Annotated in this window: 22 protein-coding genes and 2 pseudogenes; 11 read left to right on the forward strand and 13 right to left on the reverse strand. The window is 66.3% G+C overall.

Annotated features, from left to right (window positions below; all coding sequences use genetic code 11):
- Positions 1 to 264: 264 nt before the first annotated feature.
- Positions 265 to 2,523 (reverse strand): NADP-dependent malic enzyme, encoded by a 2,259-nt coding sequence (locus HWV07_RS17495; RefSeq protein ID WP_178335557.1) that lies wholly within the window; start codon positions 2,521 to 2,523, stop codon positions 265 to 267.
- A gap of 147 nt (positions 2,524 to 2,670) precedes the next feature.
- Here HWV07_RS17495 and HWV07_RS17500 point away from each other — a divergent pair, with 147 nt between their 5' ends.
- Positions 2,671 to 3,507, forward strand: a complete 837-nt coding sequence (locus tag HWV07_RS17500) for a COX15/CtaA family protein (RefSeq protein WP_178335558.1) — start codon at positions 2,671 to 2,673, stop codon at positions 3,505 to 3,507.
- A 41-nt stretch (positions 3,508 to 3,548) separates the two neighbouring features.
- Here HWV07_RS17500 and HWV07_RS17505 read toward each other — a convergent pair whose 3' ends face one another.
- Positions 3,549 to 4,352 carry a ferritin-like domain-containing protein gene (locus tag HWV07_RS17505; protein WP_246279791.1) on the reverse strand — a complete coding sequence of 268 codons (804 nt, stop codon included), beginning with the start codon at positions 4,350 to 4,352 and terminating at the stop codon, positions 3,549 to 3,551.
- Between the two features lie 437 nt (positions 4,353 to 4,789).
- On the opposite strand from HWV07_RS17505, the gene HWV07_RS17510 reads away from it, so the two are divergent.
- Positions 4,790 to 5,068 (forward strand): 4a-hydroxytetrahydrobiopterin dehydratase, encoded by a 279-nt coding sequence (locus HWV07_RS17510; protein WP_178335559.1) that lies wholly within the window; start codon positions 4,790 to 4,792, stop codon positions 5,066 to 5,068.
- The gene (gene lwrS / locus HWV07_RS17515; protein ID WP_178335560.1) at positions 5,068 to 5,475 is read left to right on the forward strand and encodes an LWR-salt protein; all 408 of its coding nucleotides are present in this window, start codon (positions 5,068 to 5,070) and stop codon (positions 5,473 to 5,475) included. Before HWV07_RS17510 ends, lwrS begins: the two co-directional genes overlap by 1 nt.
- 287 nt (positions 5,476 to 5,762) lie before the next feature.
- Here the strand turns inward: lwrS and HWV07_RS17520 are convergent, their stop codons facing one another.
- Positions 5,763 to 7,007 (reverse strand): NAD(P)/FAD-dependent oxidoreductase, encoded by a 1,245-nt coding sequence (locus tag HWV07_RS17520; RefSeq protein ID WP_178335561.1) that lies wholly within the window; start codon positions 7,005 to 7,007, stop codon positions 5,763 to 5,765.
- A 199-nt stretch (positions 7,008 to 7,206) separates the two neighbouring features.
- Here HWV07_RS17520 and HWV07_RS17525 point away from each other — a divergent pair, with 199 nt between their 5' ends.
- On the forward strand, positions 7,207 to 7,785 hold the full coding sequence (locus HWV07_RS17525) for a DUF6149 family protein (protein WP_178335562.1): 579 nt from the start codon (positions 7,207 to 7,209) through the stop codon (positions 7,783 to 7,785).
- Here HWV07_RS17525 and HWV07_RS17530 read toward each other — a convergent pair.
- Together HWV07_RS17530 and HWV07_RS17535 are read right to left on the reverse strand one after the other, a co-directional pair.
- Positions 7,782 to 9,173 carry an NAD(P)/FAD-dependent oxidoreductase gene (locus HWV07_RS17530; RefSeq protein WP_178335563.1) on the reverse strand — a complete coding sequence of 464 codons (1,392 nt, stop codon included), beginning with the start codon at positions 9,171 to 9,173 and terminating at the stop codon, positions 7,782 to 7,784. The genes HWV07_RS17525 and HWV07_RS17530 overlap by 4 nt on opposite strands.
- Positions 9,174 to 9,234: 61 nt before the next feature.
- A complete protein-coding gene (locus tag HWV07_RS17535; protein WP_178335564.1) occupies positions 9,235 to 9,372 on the reverse strand; it encodes a hypothetical protein in 138 nt (45 codons plus the stop codon).
- Positions 9,373 to 9,493: 121 nt separating this feature from the next.
- Here HWV07_RS17535 and HWV07_RS17540 point away from each other — a divergent pair, with 121 nt between their 5' ends.
- Positions 9,494 to 10,369: a homoserine kinase gene (locus HWV07_RS17540; protein WP_178335565.1), complete on the forward strand. Its 876-nt coding sequence runs from the start codon at positions 9,494 to 9,496 to the stop codon at positions 10,367 to 10,369.
- Positions 10,370 to 10,474: 105 nt separating this feature from the next.
- Here HWV07_RS17540 and HWV07_RS17545 read toward each other — a convergent pair whose 3' ends face one another.
- Both HWV07_RS17545 and HWV07_RS17550 read right to left on the reverse strand, forming a co-directional pair.
- Entirely contained in the window at positions 10,475 to 10,864 is a 390-nt protein-coding gene (locus HWV07_RS17545; RefSeq protein WP_178335566.1) for a hypothetical protein, read from the reverse strand.
- Positions 10,865 to 10,938: 74 nt separating this feature from the next.
- Positions 10,939 to 13,281: a hypothetical protein gene (locus tag HWV07_RS17550; protein WP_178335567.1), complete on the reverse strand. Its 2,343-nt coding sequence runs from the start codon at positions 13,279 to 13,281 to the stop codon at positions 10,939 to 10,941.
- 226 nt (positions 13,282 to 13,507) lie between these two features.
- On the opposite strand from HWV07_RS17550, the gene HWV07_RS17555 reads away from it, so the two are divergent.
- Both HWV07_RS17555 and HWV07_RS17560 read left to right on the forward strand, forming a co-directional pair.
- Positions 13,508 to 13,930 carry an SCP2 sterol-binding domain-containing protein gene (locus HWV07_RS17555; RefSeq protein ID WP_178335568.1) on the forward strand — a complete coding sequence of 141 codons (423 nt, stop codon included), beginning with the start codon at positions 13,508 to 13,510 and terminating at the stop codon, positions 13,928 to 13,930.
- A 243-nt stretch (positions 13,931 to 14,173) separates the two neighbouring features.
- Entirely contained in the window at positions 14,174 to 14,428 is a 255-nt protein-coding gene (locus HWV07_RS17560; protein WP_178335569.1) for an MTH865 family protein, read from the forward strand.
- 128 nt (positions 14,429 to 14,556) lie between these two features.
- Here the strand turns inward: HWV07_RS17560 and HWV07_RS17565 are convergent, their stop codons facing one another.
- Positions 14,557 to 14,850, reverse strand: a complete 294-nt coding sequence (locus HWV07_RS17565; protein ID WP_178335570.1) for a DUF7521 family protein — start codon at positions 14,848 to 14,850, stop codon at positions 14,557 to 14,559.
- A gap of 2 nt (positions 14,851 to 14,852) precedes the next feature.
- Positions 14,853 to 15,230, reverse strand: a complete 378-nt coding sequence (locus HWV07_RS17570) for a transcriptional regulator (RefSeq protein ID WP_178335571.1) — start codon at positions 15,228 to 15,230, stop codon at positions 14,853 to 14,855.
- A gap of 240 nt (positions 15,231 to 15,470) precedes the next feature.
- Between HWV07_RS17570 and HWV07_RS17575 the strand changes: the two genes are divergently transcribed.
- The gene (locus HWV07_RS17575) at positions 15,471 to 16,019 is read left to right on the forward strand and encodes a peptidylprolyl isomerase (protein WP_211694374.1); all 549 of its coding nucleotides are present in this window, start codon (positions 15,471 to 15,473) and stop codon (positions 16,017 to 16,019) included.
- A 27-nt stretch (positions 16,020 to 16,046) separates the two neighbouring features.
- On the opposite strand, the gene HWV07_RS17580 is transcribed toward HWV07_RS17575, so the two are convergent.
- Positions 16,047 to 17,984: a S9 family peptidase gene (locus tag HWV07_RS17580; protein WP_178335573.1), complete on the reverse strand. Its 1,938-nt coding sequence runs from the start codon at positions 17,982 to 17,984 to the stop codon at positions 16,047 to 16,049.
- Between the two features lie 135 nt (positions 17,985 to 18,119).
- Between HWV07_RS17580 and HWV07_RS17585 the strand changes: the two genes are divergently transcribed.
- From HWV07_RS17585 to HWV07_RS20170, 3 genes and pseudogenes are all read left to right on the forward strand, one after another.
- Positions 18,120 to 19,202, forward strand: coding sequence for an SDR family oxidoreductase (locus tag HWV07_RS17585; RefSeq protein ID WP_178335574.1), 1,083 nt, complete (start codon positions 18,120 to 18,122; stop codon positions 19,200 to 19,202).
- A gap of 422 nt (positions 19,203 to 19,624) precedes the next feature.
- Positions 19,625 to 20,308 (forward strand): plastocyanin/azurin family copper-binding protein, encoded by a 684-nt coding sequence (locus HWV07_RS17590; RefSeq protein ID WP_178335575.1) that lies wholly within the window; start codon positions 19,625 to 19,627, stop codon positions 20,306 to 20,308.
- 210 nt (positions 20,309 to 20,518) lie between these two features.
- Positions 20,519 to 20,764, forward strand: a pseudogene (locus tag HWV07_RS20170) (HVO_A0114 family putative DNA-binding protein); the annotation flags it as partial.
- Between the two features lie 39 nt (positions 20,765 to 20,803).
- Here HWV07_RS20170 and HWV07_RS17595 read toward each other — a convergent pair.
- The 3 genes and pseudogenes from HWV07_RS17595 to HWV07_RS17605 all read right to left on the reverse strand — a co-directional run.
- Positions 20,804 to 21,373, reverse strand: coding sequence for an NUDIX hydrolase (locus HWV07_RS17595; protein WP_178335576.1), 570 nt, complete (start codon positions 21,371 to 21,373; stop codon positions 20,804 to 20,806).
- Positions 21,374 to 21,401: 28 nt separating this feature from the next.
- A complete protein-coding gene (locus tag HWV07_RS17600) occupies positions 21,402 to 21,752 on the reverse strand; it encodes a CHY zinc finger protein (RefSeq protein ID WP_178335577.1) in 351 nt (116 codons plus the stop codon).
- Between the two features lie 63 nt (positions 21,753 to 21,815).
- A pseudogene (locus HWV07_RS17605) lies at positions 21,816 to 22,118 on the reverse strand (PIN domain-containing protein); the annotation flags it as partial.
- Positions 22,119 to 22,131: the final 13 nt, after the last annotated feature.

The following is a 22,131-nucleotide window of genomic DNA, read 5'->3' on the forward strand; positions in this document are numbered from 1 at the left end:
GTTTCGGCGAGAATGGGGGCGACGCGGCGAAATCGGCGGGGACGTCGCGGCCGCCCCGGAACCGCCCGTCTGGACGCCGATGACGGCTCAGTAGCCGTTCGACTGGGCGTCGACGACAGCGACGCCCGCGAGATTGACGATGTCCTCGACTTCCACCTTTTTGCGCCTCGAGGTCACTGCCTCGTGGCGCTCCTTCCAGTCGCGCCACGCTCCCGCTCCCCGCTCGGCGCAAAAACGTGGGCGAAAAAGGTCGTTGGACGAGTGTCAGTAACCGTTCGACTGGGCGTCGACGACCGCGACGCCCGCGAGATTGACGATGTCCTTGACCTCGTCGCCGCGCTGGAGGACGTGCACGGGCTGGTCCATGCCGACGAGCATGGGGCCGATGGCCTCGGCGCCGCCGAGCCGCTGGAGGAGCTTGTAGGCGATGTTGCTGGCCTCCAGGTTCGGGAAGACCAGCACGTTCGCCGGCTCGTCGAGCTCCGAGAAGCTGTAGGTCCCCTCGAGCATCTCCTCGACGACGGCGGTGTCGGCCTGCATCTCGCCGTCGACCGGGAAGTCGACTTCGGGGTCCTCTCTGAGCATCCGGGCGGCCTCACGCGGCTTCCGCGTCCCCTCGTTGCGGACGCTGCCGAAGTCGGAGTACGACAGCAGCGCCGCGCGGGGGTCGATGTTGAACCGGCGGGCGAGGTTCGCCGTCTGGCGCGTCACTTCGGCGAGGACGTTCTCGTCGGGCGCCTGGTTGACGGTGGCGTCGGCGAGGAAGACGACGTTGTTCTTGAACGTGAGCATGTAGACGCCGGCGGCGTACTCGGCGTCCTCGTCGGTGCCGATGACCTGCAGCGGCGGGCGCAGCGCGGAGGGGTAGTGGTGCATGAGGCCGGTCAGCATCGCGTCGGCGTCGCCCATCTCGACCATCACGCTGCCGAGGTAGTTGCCGTCCTCGATCATCTCGTCGGCCTCGCGTCGGGTGATGCCCTTCCGCTGGCGGAGCTCGTAGAGCCGCTCGGCGTAGGGGTCGAGGTTCCCCTCCTCGGGGTCGACGATCTCGGGGTCGAAGTCGAGGCCGAGCCGCTCGGCGTGCTCCCAGATCTCCTCGCGGTCGCCGATGAGCACCGGCTCGGCGATGCCCTGGTCGACGAGCTGGTAGGCGGCCCGCACCATCTTCTCGTCGTCGCCCTCCGCGAGGACGAGGCGCTTGGGGTCGCTCTTGGCCTTGTTGAGGACGACCCGCATCATCTCTCGGGATTTCCCGAGGCGGGCCTCCAGCCGCTCGACGTAATCCTGGAGGTCGATATTCTTCCGTGCGGCGCCGCTGGTCATCGCGGCCTGTGCGACCGCGGGCGCGACCTCGAAGAGGACGCGGGGGTCCAGCGGCTTCGGGATGATGTACTCGGAGCCGAACTGCAGGGGCTGGTCGCCGTAGGCCTTCACGACCGCGTCGGGGACGTCCTGCTTGGCGAGGTCGGCGAGGGCCTCCGCCGCGGCGACCTTCATGTCCTCGTTGATCTCGGTGGCGCGGACGTCGAGGGCGCCGCGGAAGATGAACGGGAACCCGAGGACGTTGTTGACCTGGTTCGGGTAGTCGGAGCGCCCCGTGGCCATGATGACCGTGTCGTCGCGTGCTTCCTTCGCCTCCTCGTAGGGGATCTCGGGGTCGGGGTTGGCCATCGCGAAGATGATGGGGTCGTCGGCCATCGATCGGACCATATCCTGGTCGACGAGGCCGCCGATGGAGAGGCCGACGAAGACGTCGGCGCCCTCCATGGCGTCGTCGAGGCCGCCCTCGGGGACGTCCTGTGCGAACTCCTTCTTGAACTCGTTGACGTCGCCGCTGTCGGCGCGCTCCTGGGTGATGATGCCCGATGAGTCACACATCGTGACGTTGTCGCGGTCGACGCCCAGCGAGACGTAGAAGCGGGCGGAGGCGAGCGCGGAGGCGCCGGCCCCGGAGAAGACGACCTCGAGTTCGTCGAGGTCCTTGCCGGCGATCTCGGCGGCGTTCAGTAGGGCGGCCCCGGAGATGATGGCGGTGCCGTGCTGGTCGTCGTGGAAGACGGGGATGTCCATCTCCTCGCGGAGCGTCTCCTCGATCTCGAAGCACTCGGGGGCCTTGATGTCCTCGAGGTTGATGCCCCCGAACGTCGGCTCCATGGCCCGCACGGTGGTGATGATGTCCTTCGGGTCGTCCTGGTCGAGTTCGATGTCGAAGACGTCGATGTCGGCGAAGCGCTTGAACAGCACCCCCTTGCCCTCCATGACGGGCTTGGATGCCTGCGCGCCGATGTCGCCGAGGCCGAGGACCGCACTGCCGTTGGAGACGACGCCCACCATGTTCCCCTTCGTCGTGTAGGTGAACGCGTCGTCCGGGTTCTCGGCGATCTCGTTGCACGGCGCCGCGACGCCCGGCGAGTACGCCAGCGAGAGGTCCCGCTGCGTGTTGGTCGGCTTCGTGGTGGAGATCTCGAGCTTCCCCGGCGGGTCGATCCGGTGGTACTCGAGTGAGTCCTCGTCTAGTCCCATAGAGGTATCCCGTCCACGTTCCCCAAAAAGCTACCCAACGTGGCGGCGCTGGCAGAGCTTGCCCGAACCTCGCGTCGGGCGAGCGGCGACGAGTCTCGGCCGCCCGCTTTCGCGGGCTATATACTCACGCGGTCCCGACTGGCGCGCATGAACTTCCGCCGGCTCCTGCTCGTGACCACCGTCTCGACGGCGCTGACGGCGCTGCTGGGCGTGTTCACCGCCTCCACCGGCGCGGGGCTGACCTGCGAGGCACGGTGGCCGCTCTGCGACGGCGCCGTCTTCGGGCTGTTCCCCGCGAACTTCATGTCGTTCATTGAGTGGTCCCACCGCCTGGTGGCGATGATCACGGGCGTCCTCATCGTCGGCTCCGCCGTCGCTGCCTGGCGCGGCGGCCACCAGCGCCGCGTCCGGTTCGCGACGGTCGGCGCCCTCCTGCTCACGCCGCTGCAGATCGTCTTCGGGGCGTTCACGGTCCTCGTCCACGAGTTCGTCTTCGGCTACTCCATCGTCGTCCTGACGCTGCACTTCGCGCTCGCGGCGCTCATCCTCGCGCTGCTGGTCGCGGCGACGGTGTGGGCCTACGCCGCCGCGGGGGCCGTCTCGCTGGACCGCGTCGAGCGCGCGGGCGGCGCCGCCCTCCTCGGCTTCCCGCTGCTGGTGGCGCTCACGCCGCGACTGTTCCTCGACTTCGGGGAGGTCGCCCAGCTCCTCTACTACGGGTTCGGGTTCGCGGTGTTCTCGGCGCTGTGCGTCGTCGCGCTGTGGGGCCGGGAGCTCGGCGCCCGCGGCGTCTCCGCAGCCGGCAGCCTCGGGGCGGTGCTCATCGTCGCCCAGCTCGTCGTCACGCGGCGCGCCTTCGGCAGCGAGGGCCAACTGGTCATCCTCGGGCTGTCCTTCGCCGCGTTCGCGTTGACGTTCGTCGCCGTCTGGCGGACGCGGTCGCTGAGCCGTCGGCCCTCCGGCGCGTCCCCGACCGGTGACTGAAAAACTGGTGTGGGTGGGACCTCCACTCGCCCCGCTCTCGATCAACAGCCGCCGTCGTCTGAATCGTCTCCGTTCTCGGCATCGCCTCCATCCTCCCCGTTCTCGTCGTCCTGAACGATGAAGTCGGACGCGATGTCCAGGACCTCGGCTCGCGACAGGGGGTCGTCGTAGGCCTCGGGGAAGCCGCTCTCGCCGTTGAGCACGTTCACGAACGAGGCGTGCCTGGCCTCGACGCTGTGGATGCTGAGCGCCGGCGGCACGACGTCAGCGTTCTCGATCGACGGTGCGGCCCCGGCGTACGCCGCGACGCCCGTGTTCTCGAGGGCCATCGCCGTCTCGAGGAACGCGTCGGCGTCCTGGGTCGCCCCGCCGAAGTCGAACGTCGGCGCCTCGACGGGGTCGCCGCCGAGGTCCCCCACGACCGCCGTCAGGGTGTCGACGTGGGCCACCTCGTGGTCGCGGATCGTCTCCAGTTCGTCGACGACGCGGTCGACGACCGGTCCGTCGAAGTCCCCGAGTGCCTCGGAATTGTGGATGGCGTCGTCATCGAGGTTGTCGAGCGCCTCGTTGTAGAACTCCGCCTCGAGGTGCTCCAGCGTCAGCGCGTAGTTCAGGATCTCGAGGTCGTCCTCGAACTCGCCCTCGGTGGCGTTACCTTGCGGCGGCGCCTCGGGGGCCTCGCCTCCGTCCTCGTCGTCCTGGGCGAACGCCCCGGTGGCGAAGGTGCTCCCGAGAGCGACCCCGCCGAGTGCTCCGGCCGACCCCGCCATGAACCGCCGTCGCGTGTTGCTTGTCTCCGCCCCATCCTGCTCCGTGCCGTCTCCGCTGTTGGTATCGAACCTCACAGTCGGGCGTCGAACTCCTCGTCATTCGTTATTCGATACCGTCGAACGTCAGGGAGAACGTACAGGACGTTGTCACTCGTGTCTGCACAGGAAATACAAATCTCGGGAGGGTAGCCGCCTCCTGAGGGCTTACCCGCCCGTAACTGTAACTCGAATGGAAGGTCGTGCGACACGCACGATCGTCTCGAACGCCGATCGGGCCCTCGGTCCAGAGGTGATGGTGGCTCGGCCCCCGATATCGGCATATCGTACCGGAGAGGCCGAATAACGGGATATCCCGCGTCGGCGTAAACGGGGCCTCGATCCGAGCGAAATAGTGGCGCGCGCTAACAAAGAACACGAATCCGTCGACCACCTACCGCCGAAAGCCACGATTTCCGTCACCTCGGCGCCGGGGTCCGGCGTAGATTTATCCGCCTGCCGGCCCACTTTCGACCATGAGCGACCTGCTCTCCGACGACGAGATCGAGGCACAGCTACCGGACGGCTGGGAGCGCGACGGCGACGAGATCGTCCGCACCTTCGAGTTCGACTCGTACCTGGAGGGCGTCGGCTTCGCCGCGGGCGCGGGCGGCCTCGCCGAGGAGGCGTTCCACCACCCCGAGATGACCGTCGACTGGCAGGAGGTCGAGGTGCGGCTGACGAGCCACGAGGAGGGCGGCATCACGGAGGCCGACACGGACCTGGCCGCGCGGTTCAACGAACTCGCCGACTGATGGCCGACGCCGACCCCGAGGCCGACGAGGCGGGCTCCGCCGAGTACGTCTTCGCCGTCGAACTGCAGCTGTCGCCGTCGGACCCCGACGTATGGCTGGAGCCGGCGAGCGTCGAGACCACGCTCCACAAGCGCGCGCCGACGCCCGGCGAGGAGGGCTGGCTGTTCTTCCGGGACAACCTCTGGCGCGGCGAGGTGAACGACCACGACCACCTGCGCGAGTTGGCCGAGGAGACGCTGGGCGTCGAGGTCCGGTCCATCGAGTTCCGGGAACTCCGGACGGACGACGACTACTACGAGGCGCTCCGCCTGGAGATCGACGAGAACCTCGAGCTGTTCAAGGCCGACGACACCCCCGAGGTCGTCACGAAGTACCTCGGTTCTCGGGTCCACGTCAGGGAGCCGTAAGCAGAGGCGAGACGTAGGATGCGGAGCATCCGCGAGCGAACGAAGTGAGCGAGCGGTTCGCCGAGCGCGACCGACGGGAGCGCTCGGTAGCGTTCGGAAATCGCCTCAGGCGATTTCCGCAGCCCATCAGAAGTGCTTCGCACTTCTGAGGACACCCGACGACTACCGCGCGGCTGAGCGGAGCGAAGCCGCGCGACAGGAGGAGGGCGCGCCTATTTACACCCATGTTTTTTCCGCGGAGGCGTGTCCGCCCCTGGCGGACCGCCGGAGCGTGCAAAAAGTGGTTGTTACTCCGCGGCCGCGGTCTCCTCGAAGGCGTCGACGTCGATCTGCTCCTCTAGCAGGAGGTCCTCGTTGCCGCGGACGTCGACCTGCTTGCGGGCGAGCTTCTTGAGGCCGGACTGCGCAGCGAGGTCGCCGATGAGGACGCCGCCGACGACGCGGCCCTCCTTGAGCGCGACGCGGCGCCAGGTGCCCTCGTCGTACTTCTTCTCGACGGAGTCGTCGCCGAGCGTCGGGTGGCCGAACGAGAGGAAGGGGAAGTCGAAGTGGGTGATGGAGTACGAGGAGACCCAGCGGAACTCCTCTTCGGGGGCGTCGGCGACCATGTTGGTGCCGGCGACGGAGCCCTGCTCCTTCGCGGAGCCCCAGGCGCCGTTCTGGGCGCGATCGCCGAGGATGACGTCGTGGAACTGCGTGATGTCGCCGGCGGCGTAGACGTCGTCGACGTTGGTGCGCATGTACTCGTCGACGACGATGCCGTCGTCGAGTTCGAGCCCGGAGCCGCGGAGGAACTCGGTGTTAAAGTTCAGGCCGATGGCGGCGCCGGCGAAGTCGGCCTCGAAGCGCTCGCCGTTGGGGTCGACGGCGGCCGTGATGCGGCCGCCGTCGTCGGTCTCGAAGTGGTCGACGCCGGAGTCGAAGACGGGCGTGACGTCCATCTCGCGGAGCGCGTCGTGGATGATCTCGGCACCCTCCTCGCTGAGCGCGTAGCGCCACCAGGCGTTGCCGCGCATGAGGTAGTGGGCCTCGACGTCCTGGGCGCCGCAGATGGCCGCGAGGTCGATGCCGAGCAGGCCGGCGCCGATGACGACGCCCTTCTCGGCGGCCTCGGCGTCGGCCTTGATGGCGCGGGCGTCCTCGAAGGTCCAGAAGTGGTGGATGCCCTCGGCGTCGCTGTTGTCGACGGGGAGCTGCGTCGGCGTCCCGCCGGTGGCGACGAGGAGCTTGTCGTACTCGAAGACGTCGCCCTCGTAGGTGTGGACCTCGCGGGCGTCGGTGTCGACCTCGGTGACGACGGTGTCGAGCCGGAGGTCGATGTCCCGTTCGGCGTACCAGTCGGGGTCGTGGATGGAGACGGGGGCCTCCGGGAGTTTGCCCTTCGCGAACTCCTTGATGAGGATGCGGTTGTAGAGAGCTTCCCCCTCCTCGGTGATGACGGTGACGTCGGCCTCGGGGTCGGCCTCGCGGATCGTCTCGGCCGCCGAGGACCCCGCGATGCCGTCACCGATTATGACGTGCGACGCACACATGCGCACGGCTACGACAGCCGCCTTAAAGTGAATTGCTATGTGACGATTCCGAACTGCGCCGCCGGGCTTTTCTGACGGCCGTCCGATTCGAGCGGTCGCTTGCGGGCAGGGTTCCACGACCGAACAGGACGGAGATACGGGCCCCGGACGACTCGCCACTGTCGGGACGTTCAAGGAGTCAGAGCCCCGAGTGGCGGGTATGAAACTCCGCCAGAACGTCCGCCACTGGGCCGCCAAGAAGGCGCTGACCACGCCGGTCGTCGGCGACATGGCGCGGGAGAAGCTGGTCGACCTGCACACCCGCATCTTCCTGGAAAAGGCCGACGAGGCCCACCGCGAGGCGCGCCGCGACCACCTCGACGACTTCTTCGCGGCGACGATGGACAGCTACGTCGCCGCCCTGGAGGCCGGCTACACCGAGGCCGAGGCCCGCGAGATCACCCACGTCCAGGGGAACTTTGACTTCTTCAACCACGGCTGGACGGAGATGATGGAGATCCCGGGCGACGAACTGGAGGCCCACTTCCGCCGCTACGAGGCGTTCTTCACCGAGCACGGTATCACCATCGACGACCCGCTCGGCGAGTTCCGGCCCCCGGCTGGCATCGCCGACGCGCCGGCGACCCCCGGGAAGCTCGAGAAGCCGGAGTACGAGAACGCGATCGCCGGGTTCGCCGACGACGTCTACGTCGAGACCGAGGAGGGGGAGACGGTCGTCGGCGGGACCGACGAACCGGAGGACGTCGACCCGACGCAGGCGCCGGGCGCGGACGACTAATCGAGGATCGATTCTGCGGCCGCGTAGCCCGCCTCGATGGCGCCGTTCAGGCTGCGTTCGGGGTACTGTGCGCGCGAGGCCATCCCCGCGTAGTGGACGCCCGGCGCGACCGCGTCGCCGAGGTCGTACGGGATCACCATCTCGAGGTAGCCGCGCTCGTAGACCGGCGCGGTCTTGGGGTTGCGAGCGATCTGCACCCAGTTGACGCTCTCGCGGTCGAACTGCGGGAAGAGGTCGGCGACGCCGTCGAGCCACAGCTCCGCGACGCCGTCGTCGTCGAGTTGCCACAGCTCCTCCGTGGGGTCCTGGACGTAGCTGGCGACGTACAGGAGGTGCTCGCCGCCGTAGCGTTCGGGCGAGACGAAGTTCGTGTGCTCGATGAGCGCGCCGAACGGCGCGTCGTCGGCGATGTTGAGCCAGTAGGTGTCCATCAGTGGCTCGTCCATCGAGACGACAGCGCAGACCGATCCCTGGAAGTCGATGTCGCACTCGTAGCCGGTGAGCGCCTCCAGGACATCGGGCATCGTCGCGACGACGAGGTCGTCGACGTCGTAGGTCCGGGTCGTCCGGTCGCCGGCGTCGGCCTCGCTGGCGACGGTCAGCGACTCGACCGGCCCCCGGGGTGTCGACCAGTCGCTCGCGAGGTCGCCGGAGGCCGGGCGGATTGCCGGCGTCGGGCCATCACCGTCGGCGAAGCCGACCTCGGTCACGCGGGTGCCGGTCTCGATGTATTCGCGGCCGACGCTGTCGACGAGCGCGTCGAGGAGGACGCCGAAGCCGCCTTCGAGGTAGCCGAGGACCTCCCCGCGGAGCAGGTCGCGCTCGCCGCGGAACTTCACGCGGCCGAGCAGCCACGCCGCGGAGACGTCCTCCTTCCGGGAGCCGAACTTCGCGTCCAGCAGCGGCTCGAAAAAGTACTCGTAGACGCCGCGGGTGGTGTGTTCGAGTAGGAACTCCTTGATGGGGACGTCTTCGAAGTCCTCGAGGTCGTCGTACGTGTCGGTGCGGGGGATGCCGCCGCGGACGTCGACGCCGAGGGTGAGCATCCCGAGGCGGAACTTGTCGTACAGCGAGAGGTAGGGGTAGGCGGCGATCTCCCAGGGGGCGTCCAGGGGGTGGGCGATGCCGTCGACATAGTAGGCGTTCTCGCCGACGCGCCACTCGATCCGGTCGCCGACGCCGAGTTCCTCGGCGAGGTCGACGATGGTCTCTTCGGACTTCGAGAGGTGGTGGTAGAACTTCTCGACGCGGTCCCCGTCGGTCTCGTAGGTCGCCGCCAGCCCCCCGAGGCGGTCGGCGGCCTCGAAGACGCGGACCTCCCGGCCCGCCCGCTGGAGGCGGTGGGCCGCGGCCAGCCCCGCGAGCCCGCCGCCGACGATGCCGATCATACCCAACGGTGGTCAGTCCGGCCCTTTGCCTGTTCCGGTCGTCGGCGTGTCGCTGCCGGGGCTACTTCGTGGTCAGCGCGCGCCGCCTGCGCTGGCGCTCCCGCTTCTGCCCGCCGTGTTGGGTGCGCTCGTGGTGGCGCAGCGAGACGGCGTCCTCGCAGACCTCCCCGCAGCAGACGCATTCGTATTCGGATCGCATGGTATCCTCCCCGAACGCCGCGTTCGGGCGCGTGCTAGTTGTTCTCTGCCACGTTAAGTCCGTCGGTCGCGACCGGCCTCGTTCGGGTACATTTATCCGGAGGCGACGGGATACTCCGGGCATGGTGACGGTGCGGGCCCCGGCGACGAGCGCGAACCTCGGGAGTGGCTTCGACGTCTTCGGAGCGGCCCTTGAGCGGCCCGCCGACGTGGTCCGCGTGGAGAAGGCCGACCGGACGACCATCGAGGTGACCGGCGTCGGCAGCCAGTACATCCCGGAGGACCCCGAGAAGAACACGGTCGGTGCGGTCGCCGAGGAACTCGACGCGCCGGCCCACATCGAGATCGACAAGGGGGTCCGCCCGGCTTCGGGGCTGGGGTCCTCTGCGGCCTCCGCCGCCGCGGCCGCCGTCGGGCTCAACGAGCTCTACGACCGGGGACTCACCCGCGAGGAGCTCGTCCCGATCGCCGCGGAGGGCGAGGCAGTCGTCTCGGGGGCCGCCCACTCCGACAACGTCGCCCCCTCGATCATGGGCGGGTTCACGATCGCCCGGAACGACGGCGTCACGCAGGTCGACGCCTCGGTCCCGCTGGTGACCTGCCTGCCGGAGATCGTCGTCTCGACGCGGGACGCCCGCCAGGTCGTCCCGGAGGGCGCGCGGATGGAGGAGGTCGTCGAGACGGTCGCGAACGCCTCGACGTTAGCCATCGGGATGGCTCGCGACGACCCGGACCTCGTGGGTCGCGGGATGTTCGACGCCATCGTCACGCCCGCCCGCGCGGAACTCATCACGGGGTACGACGACGTCCGGGAGGCCGCCTTCGACGCCGGTGCGACGGGCGTGACGATCTCAGGTGCCGGCCCCGCGGTCATCGCGGCCTGCCACGAACCCGACCGGCGCGACGTCGCGATGGCGATGATCGACGCCTTCGAGGCCGCCGACGTGGAGGCGCGAGCCTACCAGACGCGGATCGGCCAGGGCGCGACTATCTACTGAAGGCCGTTTCGACTACTGGGAATCACGCCGAGCAATGATTCGTCTGGTGACTGTCTACTCCTCCATAAACACCGTTCCACGTTGAATTGTTGGTTGAAATAGCCTCTACGAACGATTTGGGACCTTTTCTGATGCTTCTTCTATTGCCCGCAAGACACGATGGCGCCAGTTGAAATCCTCACTGAATATCCTGATCTCTGCTAATCGATCTTCACTCTCATATCCATCAGACCGTTGTTTACGAACCCTAGGCTGGCCCGCTGGATTTGCGTCTATTAGATATTCACCTCCTCTTGGACCAATGAGTAACATCATCGCACGAGCACTTCCGCCGAACCGGATTTCTTTGACTGCATAGGCGGAGTCAAATTGCCATTTCTCACTACTCTCCCATTCGACACGGTATTTTTCTGGTTCATCCCAATCCATCCGCTTGATTGCTTGTTCAACCCCGTTCGTAGTTGGATTGGCAGAACTGTAGAACTCGTTCGACATACACCCAACTTACAAATTGCTTGTGATATATTTTGCTGTGGAATCACATTGCGGAATCTGGCAGACCAACTACTCTAGAACTCCTTGACCACGCCGTAGCCGAGCCCCATGACGAGGCCGTACATCACGAACGCGAACAGGAAGTATCCCTGAAGCGTGGGGACGGCGAGGCCGTAGGGCGTGATGGTGTTGATCGCGATGGGGAAGAGGATGGCGCCGACGGCGACGGCGACGACGATCCCGTAGGCGAGGCCGGCGACGGTGGCCGCCGTGGTGAAGGGCCCGGTCTCGAAGAGGTCGCCGAAGACCTCGTCGATGTCCTCGTCGCGCTCGGTGAGCTCGTTCATCGAGTCCGCGTAGGTGGCGATGCGGGGGCCGACGGCGACGGCGAAGAGCCCGCCGAGGAGCACGCAGATGAGCAGCCAGATGCCCCAGCCGATGGCGTAGCTCCCGTAGCCGACCAGCGAGCTGAAGTACAGCATGCCGACCGGCGCGAACATGTGGTAGATGACGAGGCCGCCGACCGACCCGCCGAACAGCGAGCCGAAGAGGATGGCGCGCTGGCCGCGCGAGCCGATGGCGGTCGTGGTGGGGGCCGCCTCGTCCTTGAGCGTCTCCTTGCGCAGGATGCCGTAGACGCCGCCGAACAGCAGCCCGAAGACGAAGTAGGCGATCACGGGCGTGTTGGTGTGCGGCGTGTCGATGCCGGTCGCCGAGGGGACGACGTAGGCGCCGACGATGGCGGTCATCACGACGCCGAAGACGGCGCCGACGCCGAGTCCGCGGACGAGTCCGGGCCTGGACTCGACGGAGCGTGCGGCGAACGGGATGAACAGCACGCCGGCGACGAGCATGACGCCGAGCCAGACGGCGAGGCCGGCCCAGACGGACGTGGAGCCGAGGGCGCCGCCGAGGACGCGGAGGTAGACGCCCGGGGCGACGGAGGTGATGTAGGCGACGAAGGCGCTGACGGAGCCAGCTGCGACGACGCCGACGAGGACCGGCATGCCGCGGCCCCGCAGGAAGAGGGGCGTCGCGCGGCCCTGGCCCTTGATGGCCCCGTAGCTCACGCCGTGCAGGAGGCCGAAGAGGACCCACGCGCCGAGGACCGACCCCTGGGTGAGCGGCGCCACGGAGAAGCCGTAGATGACCGAGTCGACGGCGCGCGGGACGAGCAGGCCGCCGACCGGGAGCGCGACGAGGAAGCCGTAGAGGAGTCCGAGCTTGATGCCGGACTGGGCGGGGGAGGCGTCGCGTTCGACGCGGCGCGCCGGGAACGCGGCGAAGCCGCACCCGAGCAGGACCGCGATGCCGACCCAGGTGACGAAGCCGACCGTGATGCCGCCGGGGCCGGGGAGGTAGCCGAGCAGGACGAGGGCGACCGGGGCGGCCGCGTAGACGATGGCTCCCGAGGCGACGCCGGCGATCAGCGCGGCGATGACGGTCGCGCGGGTGCGGCCGACGAGGAACGTGGGTCGCAGCGGCTGGCGGTTGATCGTCTTCCCGTAGACGGAGCCGAGGGTGAGCCCGTAGACGACGAAGGCGGCGAGCGTCGCGCCGCCGACGTTGTCGAAGCCGAGGTTCCACTCGGTCGTCGACGAGACGACCGCGGGGATGGCGAGGAGGCCGACGAAGACGGCGAGGACGACGCCGTAGACGAAGCCGTAGCCCGTCGTCGCGTTGCCGCGGACGGCTTGCCCGTAGGCCATCGCCGCGAACGCCAGCCCGAGGACGAGTGCGGCGACCATCCAGATGCCGAAGCCGGCGCGCGGCGAGCCGTAGCCGCCGAGCGTCGAGAGGTAGCGGAGGTAGAGCGGTTCGCCGGCGTAGACGATGGCCCCCGAGATTGCGCCGGCGAGGAGCGGCGCGAAGATGGCCCCGCGGACGCCGGGACTGAACATGGCGACGGAGGGGACGGGGATCGTCCCGGCGCGGGTGTGTTCGTAGCCGAAGCCGAGGAAGAGCCCGAAGACGGCGTAGCCGACGACGATGGGGCCGGCCTCCAGGGGCGGGACGTTGCCGCCGACGACCGACGGGACGGCGACGAGTCCGACGATGTCGCCCATCACGAGGCCGAAGAAGAGGCCGACGGCGGTCGTGTTACCGGCTGGCACCGTATCTCGTAGTATGCGGAACAGTGCGGATCGTTCGGTCAGCCACGTCGAGAGGGAGGCGAAGTAGTCGACCGCGGGGTCGGCGATGGAGCCGAACAGCAGGCCCATCACGAGGGCGGCACCCATCCAAGCGCCGAAGACGCCAGTGCTGCCCGTGAGGCCGACGATGGAGGCCATGAACGGCAGGTGGAACGTCGTCAACGCGTACAGGGCGAGGCCGCCCATCAGTCCGCCCAGTATCGCGCCGACCATCGATGCGACCACCACGCCGTTCTCCGAGGCCGTCGTTCGCTCTCCGGTCAACTGAGGTTGACCGTGCGCTTCTCGTGTAGTCACGGTTCTCTACCCCATCCTGTTATGCTACCTAATAAAACGTTGCGGGGGGCGTACACGGTCATTTAAACGGGGTATGGAGGGTGAAACGGGTCGCCCTCGGACCCCGAACGGGTCCAGGATCGGTGGTGGGACTTAAGGCCGCCCCGCAAGCGGGGGACCAGTTATTTGGTACATGTGCACGCATGGCAGGTGCATGGCAATACCGTTCCCCTCGGAGGCGTGGATCACGGAGTGGCGGCACCGACTGAACGACAACGAGGAGTACGCCGAGGCGGGCCAGGGCTGGGGCGTCGGATTCGACGGCGACTTCGTCTTCCACGTCCGCGCGGACGACCGGCTCCCGGAGGACGCGTACTTCTACATCGGCCTCGAGGACGGCCGGTGCACCGAGGCCACCCGCATCGAGCATCCCGACGCGGTCGACGCCGGGTTCATCTACCGCGGCGACTACTCGGACTGGGTCGCGCTCAACCAGGGCGAAATCGGCCCGATCGACGGGATGATGTCGGGCGTCTTCGACATCGAGGGCGACATGCAGAAGGTCCTGCAGTACAGCGACGCCGCCGTCGCGATGAGCGAGACCGGCCAGGTGATCGACACCGACTACAAGTATTGACAGCGTCGGCAGCCGACGCTGCTGTCCCGTTTTCTGTGTTGCACGTAGGTCCCATGTGCACGTACGAGAAGAATTGATACTGGGGCGCTAGAGGGGGTTTCGCGGGGATGGCTTCGAAGGGCGGACACCTCCATCGAGCGTTCAGAAACGACACCGAACGGGCGTGGATGGAGCCTCGCAATAAACTCCCGTCATTGAGAGGCAGTACACCCAACCCCTAAGCTGCACACTCTATGGTGTACCATGGCAGACCGAGAAGAAGTCCGTCAACAGTTCGTGGACGCGTTCGAAGGTGCAGACTACCCCGTCAACAGCCCGATGGACCTCGTGCCGGCCCTGCCGAACGGCCCCGGCACGCAGTTCGAGGTGGGCGACGAGACCATCACCGCGATGGAGCTCAACCAGGAGGCCTCCGGCCGTCAGGACTTCCCCTACGAGAGCGTCGACGAACTCGTCGACGACATGATGGACGGCCTCGAGGAAGAGGGCTACGTCTAGAACCGCACACTGCTGGCGGAACGTCGACCATCTGAACTCGCGGTCTCCCGCGAGTTCGTTCTCGTTGCGTGCTACATCGAACAGCGACGCATCTCGCTTTTCAGGAGCAATCTACGGAAGCCGGATAGCTACTGCACGCGCAGCGAGTATGCGATGATGGAGAGGCCCAGGAGGACGAACAGGCTCTCCAGCAGGATGCCGACGCCGAGGCTGACGCCCAGTAGCTCGAAGGTGAAGCCGGCGAGCAGGACGCCGACGCCGACGAAGGCGAACCCGAACGACAGGAGGCGCAGCGACGGGTCGCCGGTGCGACGGTAAGCGCTGTAGGCGAGGTACGTCACGATGCCCCCGACGACGAGGATGAGCGTCTTCACGGCCGTGATGGCGAGCTGTACCTGCGAACTGACGGTGTCGTGTACCATGGTTAGAGCTCCTTTCGCACCTCGGACCACAGTTCGGCGAGCCGCTCGTCGGCGCGCCGGGCCGGGCGTTCGATCTCGACGTCGAGGACGCGGTCGCCGTCGCGGGTGACGACCACCTCCTTGAAGTCGACCTCGTAGCGGCCGGCGTGGCTGCCGTCCTGTCTGATCTCGGTGCCCTCATACAGCAGCGTCGATTCGGTCAGGCGGTCGAGCTTCCGGTAAAGCGTCGACCGGGGGATGTCGCAGCGCTCGACGAGTTCGCTGGCCGTCCGGGGCTCGTCCAGCGCCGCGACGATGGCGCGACAGTCCTCGTCGTACAGCGCCCCCAGCACCGTATCGAGGTCCGGGTCCTCCTCTGCGCCCAGCGGGTCGCGGACCATATCGTGGCGTTCCGGCCCGGGATTGTAAACGGTTCCGAAGGCGCACACGCCGTTCGTGTCGACAGACGAAGCTTTCCCGCTCGGGGTTCTTCGGGTCGCATGGACGCAACGCGACGGGTGGTTCTGGGTGCGGTCGGCGCGGCGGGCGCGACGCTGCTGGCCGGCTGTCTCGGCGGCGACGGCGACGATGGCGAGGATGGCAGTCGGCAGTCTTTTGCGACGCCCACGCCTGGACCCGATATGAGCGACAACCCGACGGTCACGCTCGGCACGAACCACGGCGACATCACGGTCGAGCTGTTCGCGGAGCGCGCCCCGCGGACGGTCGAGAACTTCGTCAACCTCGCGACGCACGACCCGGCGGCCGACGCGGAGCCCGCCCCCGACACGACCACCTGGGAGGACCCCGAGACCGGCGAGATCCGCGGTGACTCCCTCTACGAGGGCACCGTCTTCCACCGCATCATCGAGGGCTTCATGATCCAGGGCGGCGACCCGACCGGGACCGGCCGCGGCGGCCCCGGCTACGAGTTCGACGACGAGTTCCACGAGGAGCTCCGCCACGACGACGCGGGCATCCTCTCGATGGCCAACTCCGGGCCGAACACGAACGGCTCGCAGTTCTTCATCACGCTGGGCGCCCAGCCGCACCTCGACGACAAGCACGCCGTCTTCGGGCAGGTGACCGACGGCATGGACGTCGTCGAGGAGATCAGCAACGTCCCCACGGGCCGGAACGACCAGCCGAAGGACGACGTCGTCATCGAGTCGGTCGACATTCAGGAATAGTCGCGGACGGCTCGCGTCGACGTCGTCTCAGGCGGCCTCGACGCGCCGTGAGAGGAAGTCGACGAGCAATCTGAACATCCGTTTCTTCTGGTCGATGTCCGAGGAGGCGTGCCCTTCCTCGCCGAGTTCCTCGTACTCGAAGTCGCCGTCTTCACCGGCCACGTAGCCCAGTTCCTCGAGGCGGTCGCGGAAGAGCCGCGCCTGCGAGACCGGGACGCGGCGATCATTCACCCCATGGACGAGGAACAGCGGCGCCGCGAGGTTCTCCGCGTGGGTGATCGGCGAGCGCTCGGTGTACAGTTCGGGATGTTCGTCGGGGGTGCCGAGGTACTTCTCCATGAGCTCGGTCCGGAAGTGCGGCATCGTCGTCTCGTACATCTCCTCGAGGTCGGTGAGGCCGATCCAGGCGACGCCGGCATCGTACAGCGAGGGGTACTGGACGAGCTGCCAGTACGCCGAGTAGCCGCCGTAGGAGCCACCGAAGACGGCGATACGGTCGTCGTCGAGCCACTCGTACTCCTCAAGGACGTGCTCGACCCCGACAGCGACGTCGCCCTGCTCGGCGCCGCCCCAGTCGTCGTACAGCGCCTCGACGAACTCGCGGCCGCGACCGGTGGAGCCGCGGTAGTTCACCTGGAGGACGGAGAAACCCTGCTGGACGAGCACCTGGGTGTAGAGGTCGAAGGCCTTGCTATCGCGGCCACGGGGGCCGCCGTGGGGATTGACGATGAGCGGCGAGGGGCGCTCGCCCGAGTCGTAGAGGAGCGCGCCGATCTCGAGGGTCTCGTAGGGATCGTGGTTGACCGCCTCGGCGGGCGCCGCGGGAACGCCGTCAGAGTCGAAGGTGAGGTACTCGGCGTCCGCGAAGTCCGCGGGCGAGAACGGACCGTGATCGGCGGCGACGAGCGTCTCGGTCGTGTCGTCGGTCAGGTCGTAGGCCAGCAGGTCGGGGCGGCGCGTGGGCGTGGTGTGCGTCAGGAGCAGGCGGTCCTCGTCGATGACGGTCTCGCCGGCCATCCCGAAGCTGGCGACGCCCTCCGGGAGGTCGAGTTCGCGGCCGTCGCCGGTGTCGAGGTCGTAGACGACCGGCGTCGTGGTAGCGTCGCGAGTCCGCGTCACGACGACGCGGTCGCCGGTCGCGTCGAAGCACTCCGGCTGTTCCTCGTGGGAAAGGTCGCCGAGCCACCGTACCGAGTCTGCCTCGAGGTCGTAGACGCCACAGCGGGTGAGATCTTCGGTGTTATCGGAGACGAGCAGGCGGTCGCCATCGGGGTGCCAGTCGGCGATCCCCGCCTCGGCACCCACCTCGCCGATCTCGAGGTTCCTGGCGTCCGATCGGTCGTCCTCGCTGCCGGCCGGCCCGTCCATGGCGAGGCTGTCGACGCTGGCGACGTAGACGTCGAGGTTGTCGTAGTCGTCGGTCTCGTTGGTCGTGTATGCGATGCGCTGGCCGTCCGGCGACATTGTCGCCCCCCAGACGGCCCGGTCGTAGTCCGTCAGTTGCGTAACGCTGCCGTCCCCGGGGTCGTGGCGATAGCAGTTCATCTGGCCGTCGCGGGTCGACCCGGCGACGACGAACTCGCCGTTGGGGTCGACCGCCTGGAGGACGTTCTGGCCGTCAGTCTCGACGATGGAGTCGACCTGGCCTGCTTCGTCGATGGCGTAGACGTCGTTCTGCTCGTCGCCGGCCGCGTCGTCGTGGAAGTAGACGCGTTCACCGTCGGCGTCCCAGCGAACGAACCAGCGGGCGTTCCGCGGTACCTCGCCAGCGCTCCAGCGCTCGGACTCGCCGGTCTCGACGTCGAGGACGTGAAGCTCGTTGCGGCCCGTGACGTCGTGGTAGTAGGCGACGCGGTCGCCGTCCGGCGAGACGGTCGGATGGGCGAGCGTCGGTAGTGAAGCGAGTTCTTCGAGGACGTCGCGGTCGGCCTCAGAGTCGGGGTCGGTTTCAGGGTCGGCGACCATGGCACATGCCTGGGCGGGGGCCGGCTTAGGGGTTCGGCCCGGAGACGCGTCACAGGTTCTGCCATTCGCTCTGTATAAACCCCCGGCCCCGTGCCGGCAGAACCTATACGGAACCCCCGGGTGTGGTCGTCTCTCATGCCAACCGTATTCCTGACCGGCTTCCCCGGGTTCCTGGGGTCGGCGCTCGTCGAACGACTGCTCGACCGCCACGACGACGAAACGACGGTGACCTGCCTCATCCAGTCGAAGTACCGCGCGAAGGCCGAAGCCAGCGCCGACGAGATCGAGGCCGAGCAGGACGCCGATGGCCGCATCGAACTCGTCGAGGGCGACATCACCGACGCGGAACTCGGGCTCGGCGACGACTACGACGACCTGCAGGACGAGAGCGTCGAGGTCTATCACCTCGCGGCCATCTACGATTTGACGATGGATCGCGAGCCCGGCAAGCACGTCAACATCGAGGGGACGCGGCACGTCCTCGACTTCGCCGAGGGCGCCGACGTCGACCGGCTGCACTACGTCAGCACCGTCGTCGTCTCGGGGCTCTACGAGGGGACCTTCACCGAGGACATGCTCCAGGAGGGCCAGCTGTTCGGCAATTACTACGAGACGACCAAGCACATGGCTGAGGTGCTCGTCCAGCAGCGGATGGACGAGATCCCGACGACGATCTACCGGCCCGCGGTCGCGGTCGGAGACAGCGAGACCGGCGAGACCCAGAAGTACGACGGCCCCTACGCCTTCGTTGAGATGCTGCTCGACCAGGGCGACAACGCCGTTATCCCGGCGCCGCGCGGCGCGAGCAACTCCGAGTTCAACCTGGTGCCGCGGGACTACGTCGTCGACGCTATCGGCTACCTCAGCGGCATCGACGAGTCCGAGGGCACTGTCTACCACCTCGCCGACCCCAATCCGCCTACCACGACGGAGCTCATCAAGACCTTCGGCGAGGCGCTGGGCAAGAAACGGACGTTGGTGGTGCCGTATCCGAAGGGCATCGTCGGCGGGCTGCTGGAGTCGCTGTCGCCGGAGAACGATCTGATCAAGGGTGGCGCACTCGAGTACCAGACCTGGTCGGCGAGCTTCGACTGCAGTAACACGCTGGAGGACCTCGAAGGCTCGGGCGTGGAGTGTCCCGACTTCGAGGACTATGCCGGGAACCTCGTGGAGTTCGTCCGGGAGAATCCGGATATCGACGAGGGCGCGATGAACTGAAGACTGTCGTCGCTTTTTGGGTTTGATTGCCGCCCTGCTATACATGGGACGATTTTCACTCCGAACAATGCTGGAGCGAAATCCCGAAACTCGACTTCCAGATCAATTAGCCCAGTACCGATAGCGTTCGCTATCAACGCTGGAAATTAGCGTCCATTCTTTCGCCACTACACCAATAGCGTCAGCACCCTCGCTTGACCGGGGATATCCATTCCGTAATTCTCTGGTAAAAGTGGCCCTCAACGCCTCCTTCGCCAGATATACGTCATGCGATGAGATTTTTCACTTGTATTACGGTAAATATGGGACACATATATTCTATCGAGATATCATTTAATGGCTCCGTTTAACCGGTACAATCATCTCGTTTTATGTGCTGTGTGGTATATCATGACACGCCCCTCGGCCGGGGGAGGGAAACCATGGGACGCAGAAATCGGCAGTTCCGGCGGCGAACAGTGCTGCAAACAGTAGGGGCTGGTGTTCTCGGTGGTGTGGCGTTAACCGGGGGTGCGAGTGCCGAGGAGGATCATTACGGGTACGGCAACGGTCTTGACGTGTTCCTGAACGAGGATGCGATGTTCAAAGATGATCCCCTCTGGGATGGGGAGATTACGAATCGGATGGGCCAAGAGGTCGTAGACGTTGCTGTGGGAGCCATGACTCCGGTGAATCTCCCTGACTTCTTCCCGGATATAGATGCGTTACCAGTGGCCTATGCACCACAGGTGGTCAAGGTTTCACCGGGGGCTACCGTCCGTTGGACATGGGTCAGTAATCCGGGAGGAATATCGGTTCCACATGACGTGGTTTCCTTGGTGGATGACGATGGCGAACCCGTATTGGAAGACGACGGTCACCCACGGTTTCACAGCCCGCATTATTCTTACAAAGAATCCCAAGATGCCGACGAACCGGCTGAGGAGGACCTACCAACCTTTGAGGAGACGTTCACCGACAGGGGGAATCATCTCTACTATTGCACACCTCACGGTGCACCATTCGTAGTAAGGGAGGTAGAACATCCGGAAACAGGCGAAACAGTCGAGGTGTACAACGAGTTTGGTATGCGAGGGGCGGTAAAGGTGGCGGGCCGACCCGTCTAGGGTTGAACATTTCCTGTGAAGCAGAGGACCTCTCTAATATTTCTAATTCGATGATCGCGCTGCCAGGTGCTCATCTCACGTGCTTTCGATTATCATTGATTCCAAAATGGATGGACCACCCACAAAGGAGATAGATATGAACGATACCACACCACCCCTGTATCCGGTTGAATCAGGCACCAACTCCTGAAGGGGTGGGCTTGTCAGTGGACTCCTTGGGTGCTCGACCTCATCGAGGCGATTCGGACCCAGGAGCCGTCCAGTATCAACGGGACCGCCCGGATCATCGATCGGGCTGAAGAACGTCCACGATGAACTCGACCGGCTTGCTCGACTGGGCATCATCTTCTTCGAGGAAGAGGGGCGCGCAAGCGCCCGGTCGTCAGGTTCGACGAACTCGTGATCGAGCTCCCGTTCGATCGCGATGGTGAGGATTCGGCGGCTGCTGCATCGTGAAACGCACCGAACAGGCTCCTAAACAGGAGACGCTATCTCTCAGTCTTCCTGCTGTGCATACTGCAGGATCGCGAGTGCCGACCGACCGTCTCTGAGGTCGCCAGTGACGGCTTGTTCTCGGAGGTCGGGGAACGTGGTCGTGTCGACGCGGATGGACTCGTTGTGGTCGAGATCTTGTTCGGCCGTGGGCGTACAGCCGCGCGCGACGACGTAGTGGAACACGGAGTCGAACAGGCCGTTGGATGGTTCGTAGGTGGCGAGCTGTTCGATGCCCTCTGCCTCGTAGCCGGTCTCCTCGGCGAGTTCTCTGTGGGCGGCTGCCAGGAGATCATTGTCGTCGGCTTCGAGGCCGCCCGCCGGTAGGCCGTAGTTGACGCGGTCGACGGCCTGGCGCCACTCCTCGATGACGACGACGTCACCGTCCGTAGTGAACGGGAGGATCACCACCGACGGCGGCTCGGAGACGTAATGGAAGTCGGTCTCAGTGCCGTTCGGCAATCGGACATCGTCGCGCACGACGTCGAAACCCGGACACGAGTAGTCGATCTCGGAGTCGAGCGTCTCCCAGGCCAGGGCGTCAGTTGTATCGTCGTCCTCGGAGTCGTCCATGGCCCTGCTGGGACCGGGGCGGGGAAAACTACTGCTGGTCGGGCGTGTCTTCGACCGGCTCGAAGTACAGGTGGTAGTGGTCGGCGCAGGCGGGGTTGAAGCGCGTCAGGCACTCCGGGCAGGCGTCGACGCCGACGTACTCCTGGACCGCGAGTTCGGTACCGCAGGCGCCGCAGAGGACCGCGTGTTCGTCCCGGCGCTCCAGGGGCCACTGCTCGGTCTCGTGGTCGACGACCTCCTCGTGGCAGCGATAGCAGGGGTAGTAGGTCTCACAGCAGGCGAACTTGATGGCGACGACGTCCCGCTCGGTGCCGTAGTGGGCACACCGGGTCTCCTCGTCGACGTCGACGCCCCGGACCTCGTGGCCGTGAATCAACATGGGTGGCAGTTTCGTCTGAACCTACGACTAGTGATCGGCAAACGGAATCTTCTGATACGCTGGTCATCCATTCCGATACTCCTCCACTTCGACGACCTGTTTAATCTCCTCATGTGTGATGTCGCTATCGGCGGAGACGACGGGTGCGTCCAATTCCCGACCCACGGCAAGAATTAGACCGTCCATCCCTGTAAGGAACGGACCTTCTGGTCCAATCTCGTCGGCGATCTTCCCCGCCAGCGCTGCTGTTTTCTCTCCCGTCTCGTAGACTTCTCCCCAGGAGAGATCAGCCTGCACCTCCGCAATATCTCCATCAGGTGCATTCCCTTCTCCAACAAGTGCTTCGGCGTAGGCCGGTGCAGGGAGGGTCAGGCACCCA

The sequence above is a fragment of the Natronomonas salina genome (assembly GCF_013391105.1).
GTDB lineage: Archaea > Halobacteriota > Halobacteria > Halobacteriales > Haloarculaceae > Natronomonas > Natronomonas salina.

What these genes read in the sequence shown, in the direction of transcription:
- HWV07_RS17590 (WP_178335575.1), top strand. Translation starts at nt 19,625, where the DNA reads ATGGGACGCAGAAATCGGCAGTTCCGGCGGCGAACAGTGCTGCAAACA.
- lwrS (WP_178335560.1), top strand. Translation starts at nt 5,068, where the DNA reads ATGGCCGACGCCGACCCCGAGGCCGACGAGGCGGGCTCCGCCGAGTAC.
- HWV07_RS17510 (WP_178335559.1), top strand. Translation starts at nt 4,790, where the DNA reads ATGAGCGACCTGCTCTCCGACGACGAGATCGAGGCACAGCTACCGGAC.
- HWV07_RS17560 (WP_178335569.1), top strand. Translation starts at nt 14,174, where the DNA reads ATGGCAGACCGAGAAGAAGTCCGTCAACAGTTCGTGGACGCGTTCGAA.
- HWV07_RS17580 (WP_178335573.1), bottom strand. Translation starts at nt 17,984, where the DNA reads ATGGTCGCCGACCCTGAAACCGACCCCGACTCTGAGGCCGACCGCGAC.
- HWV07_RS17585 (WP_178335574.1), top strand. Translation starts at nt 18,120, where the DNA reads ATGCCAACCGTATTCCTGACCGGCTTCCCCGGGTTCCTGGGGTCGGCG.
- HWV07_RS17525 (WP_178335562.1), top strand. Translation starts at nt 7,207, where the DNA reads ATGAAACTCCGCCAGAACGTCCGCCACTGGGCCGCCAAGAAGGCGCTG.
- HWV07_RS17565 (WP_178335570.1), bottom strand. Translation starts at nt 14,850, where the DNA reads ATGGTACACGACACCGTCAGTTCGCAGGTACAGCTCGCCATCACGGCC.
- HWV07_RS17595 (WP_178335576.1), bottom strand. Translation starts at nt 21,373, where the DNA reads ATGGACGACTCCGAGGACGACGATACAACTGACGCCCTGGCCTGGGAG.
- HWV07_RS17500 (WP_178335558.1), top strand. Translation starts at nt 2,671, where the DNA reads ATGAACTTCCGCCGGCTCCTGCTCGTGACCACCGTCTCGACGGCGCTG.
- HWV07_RS17535 (WP_178335564.1), bottom strand. Translation starts at nt 9,372, where the DNA reads ATGCGATCCGAATACGAATGCGTCTGCTGCGGGGAGGTCTGCGAGGAC.
- HWV07_RS17495 (WP_178335557.1), bottom strand. Translation starts at nt 2,523, where the DNA reads ATGGGACTAGACGAGGACTCACTCGAGTACCACCGGATCGACCCGCCG.
- HWV07_RS17530 (WP_178335563.1), bottom strand. Translation starts at nt 9,173, where the DNA reads ATGATCGGCATCGTCGGCGGCGGGCTCGCGGGGCTGGCCGCGGCCCAC.
- HWV07_RS17520 (WP_178335561.1), bottom strand. Translation starts at nt 7,007, where the DNA reads ATGTGTGCGTCGCACGTCATAATCGGTGACGGCATCGCGGGGTCCTCG.
- HWV07_RS17575 (WP_211694374.1), top strand. Translation starts at nt 15,471, where the DNA reads ATGAGCGACAACCCGACGGTCACGCTCGGCACGAACCACGGCGACATC.
- HWV07_RS17600 (WP_178335577.1), bottom strand. Translation starts at nt 21,752, where the DNA reads ATGTTGATTCACGGCCACGAGGTCCGGGGCGTCGACGTCGACGAGGAG.
- HWV07_RS17545 (WP_178335566.1), bottom strand. Translation starts at nt 10,864, where the DNA reads ATGTCGAACGAGTTCTACAGTTCTGCCAATCCAACTACGAACGGGGTT.
- HWV07_RS17540 (WP_178335565.1), top strand. Translation starts at nt 9,494, where the DNA reads ATGGTGACGGTGCGGGCCCCGGCGACGAGCGCGAACCTCGGGAGTGGC.
- HWV07_RS17570 (WP_178335571.1), bottom strand. Translation starts at nt 15,230, where the DNA reads ATGGTCCGCGACCCGCTGGGCGCAGAGGAGGACCCGGACCTCGATACG.
- HWV07_RS17555 (WP_178335568.1), top strand. Translation starts at nt 13,508, where the DNA reads ATGGCAATACCGTTCCCCTCGGAGGCGTGGATCACGGAGTGGCGGCAC.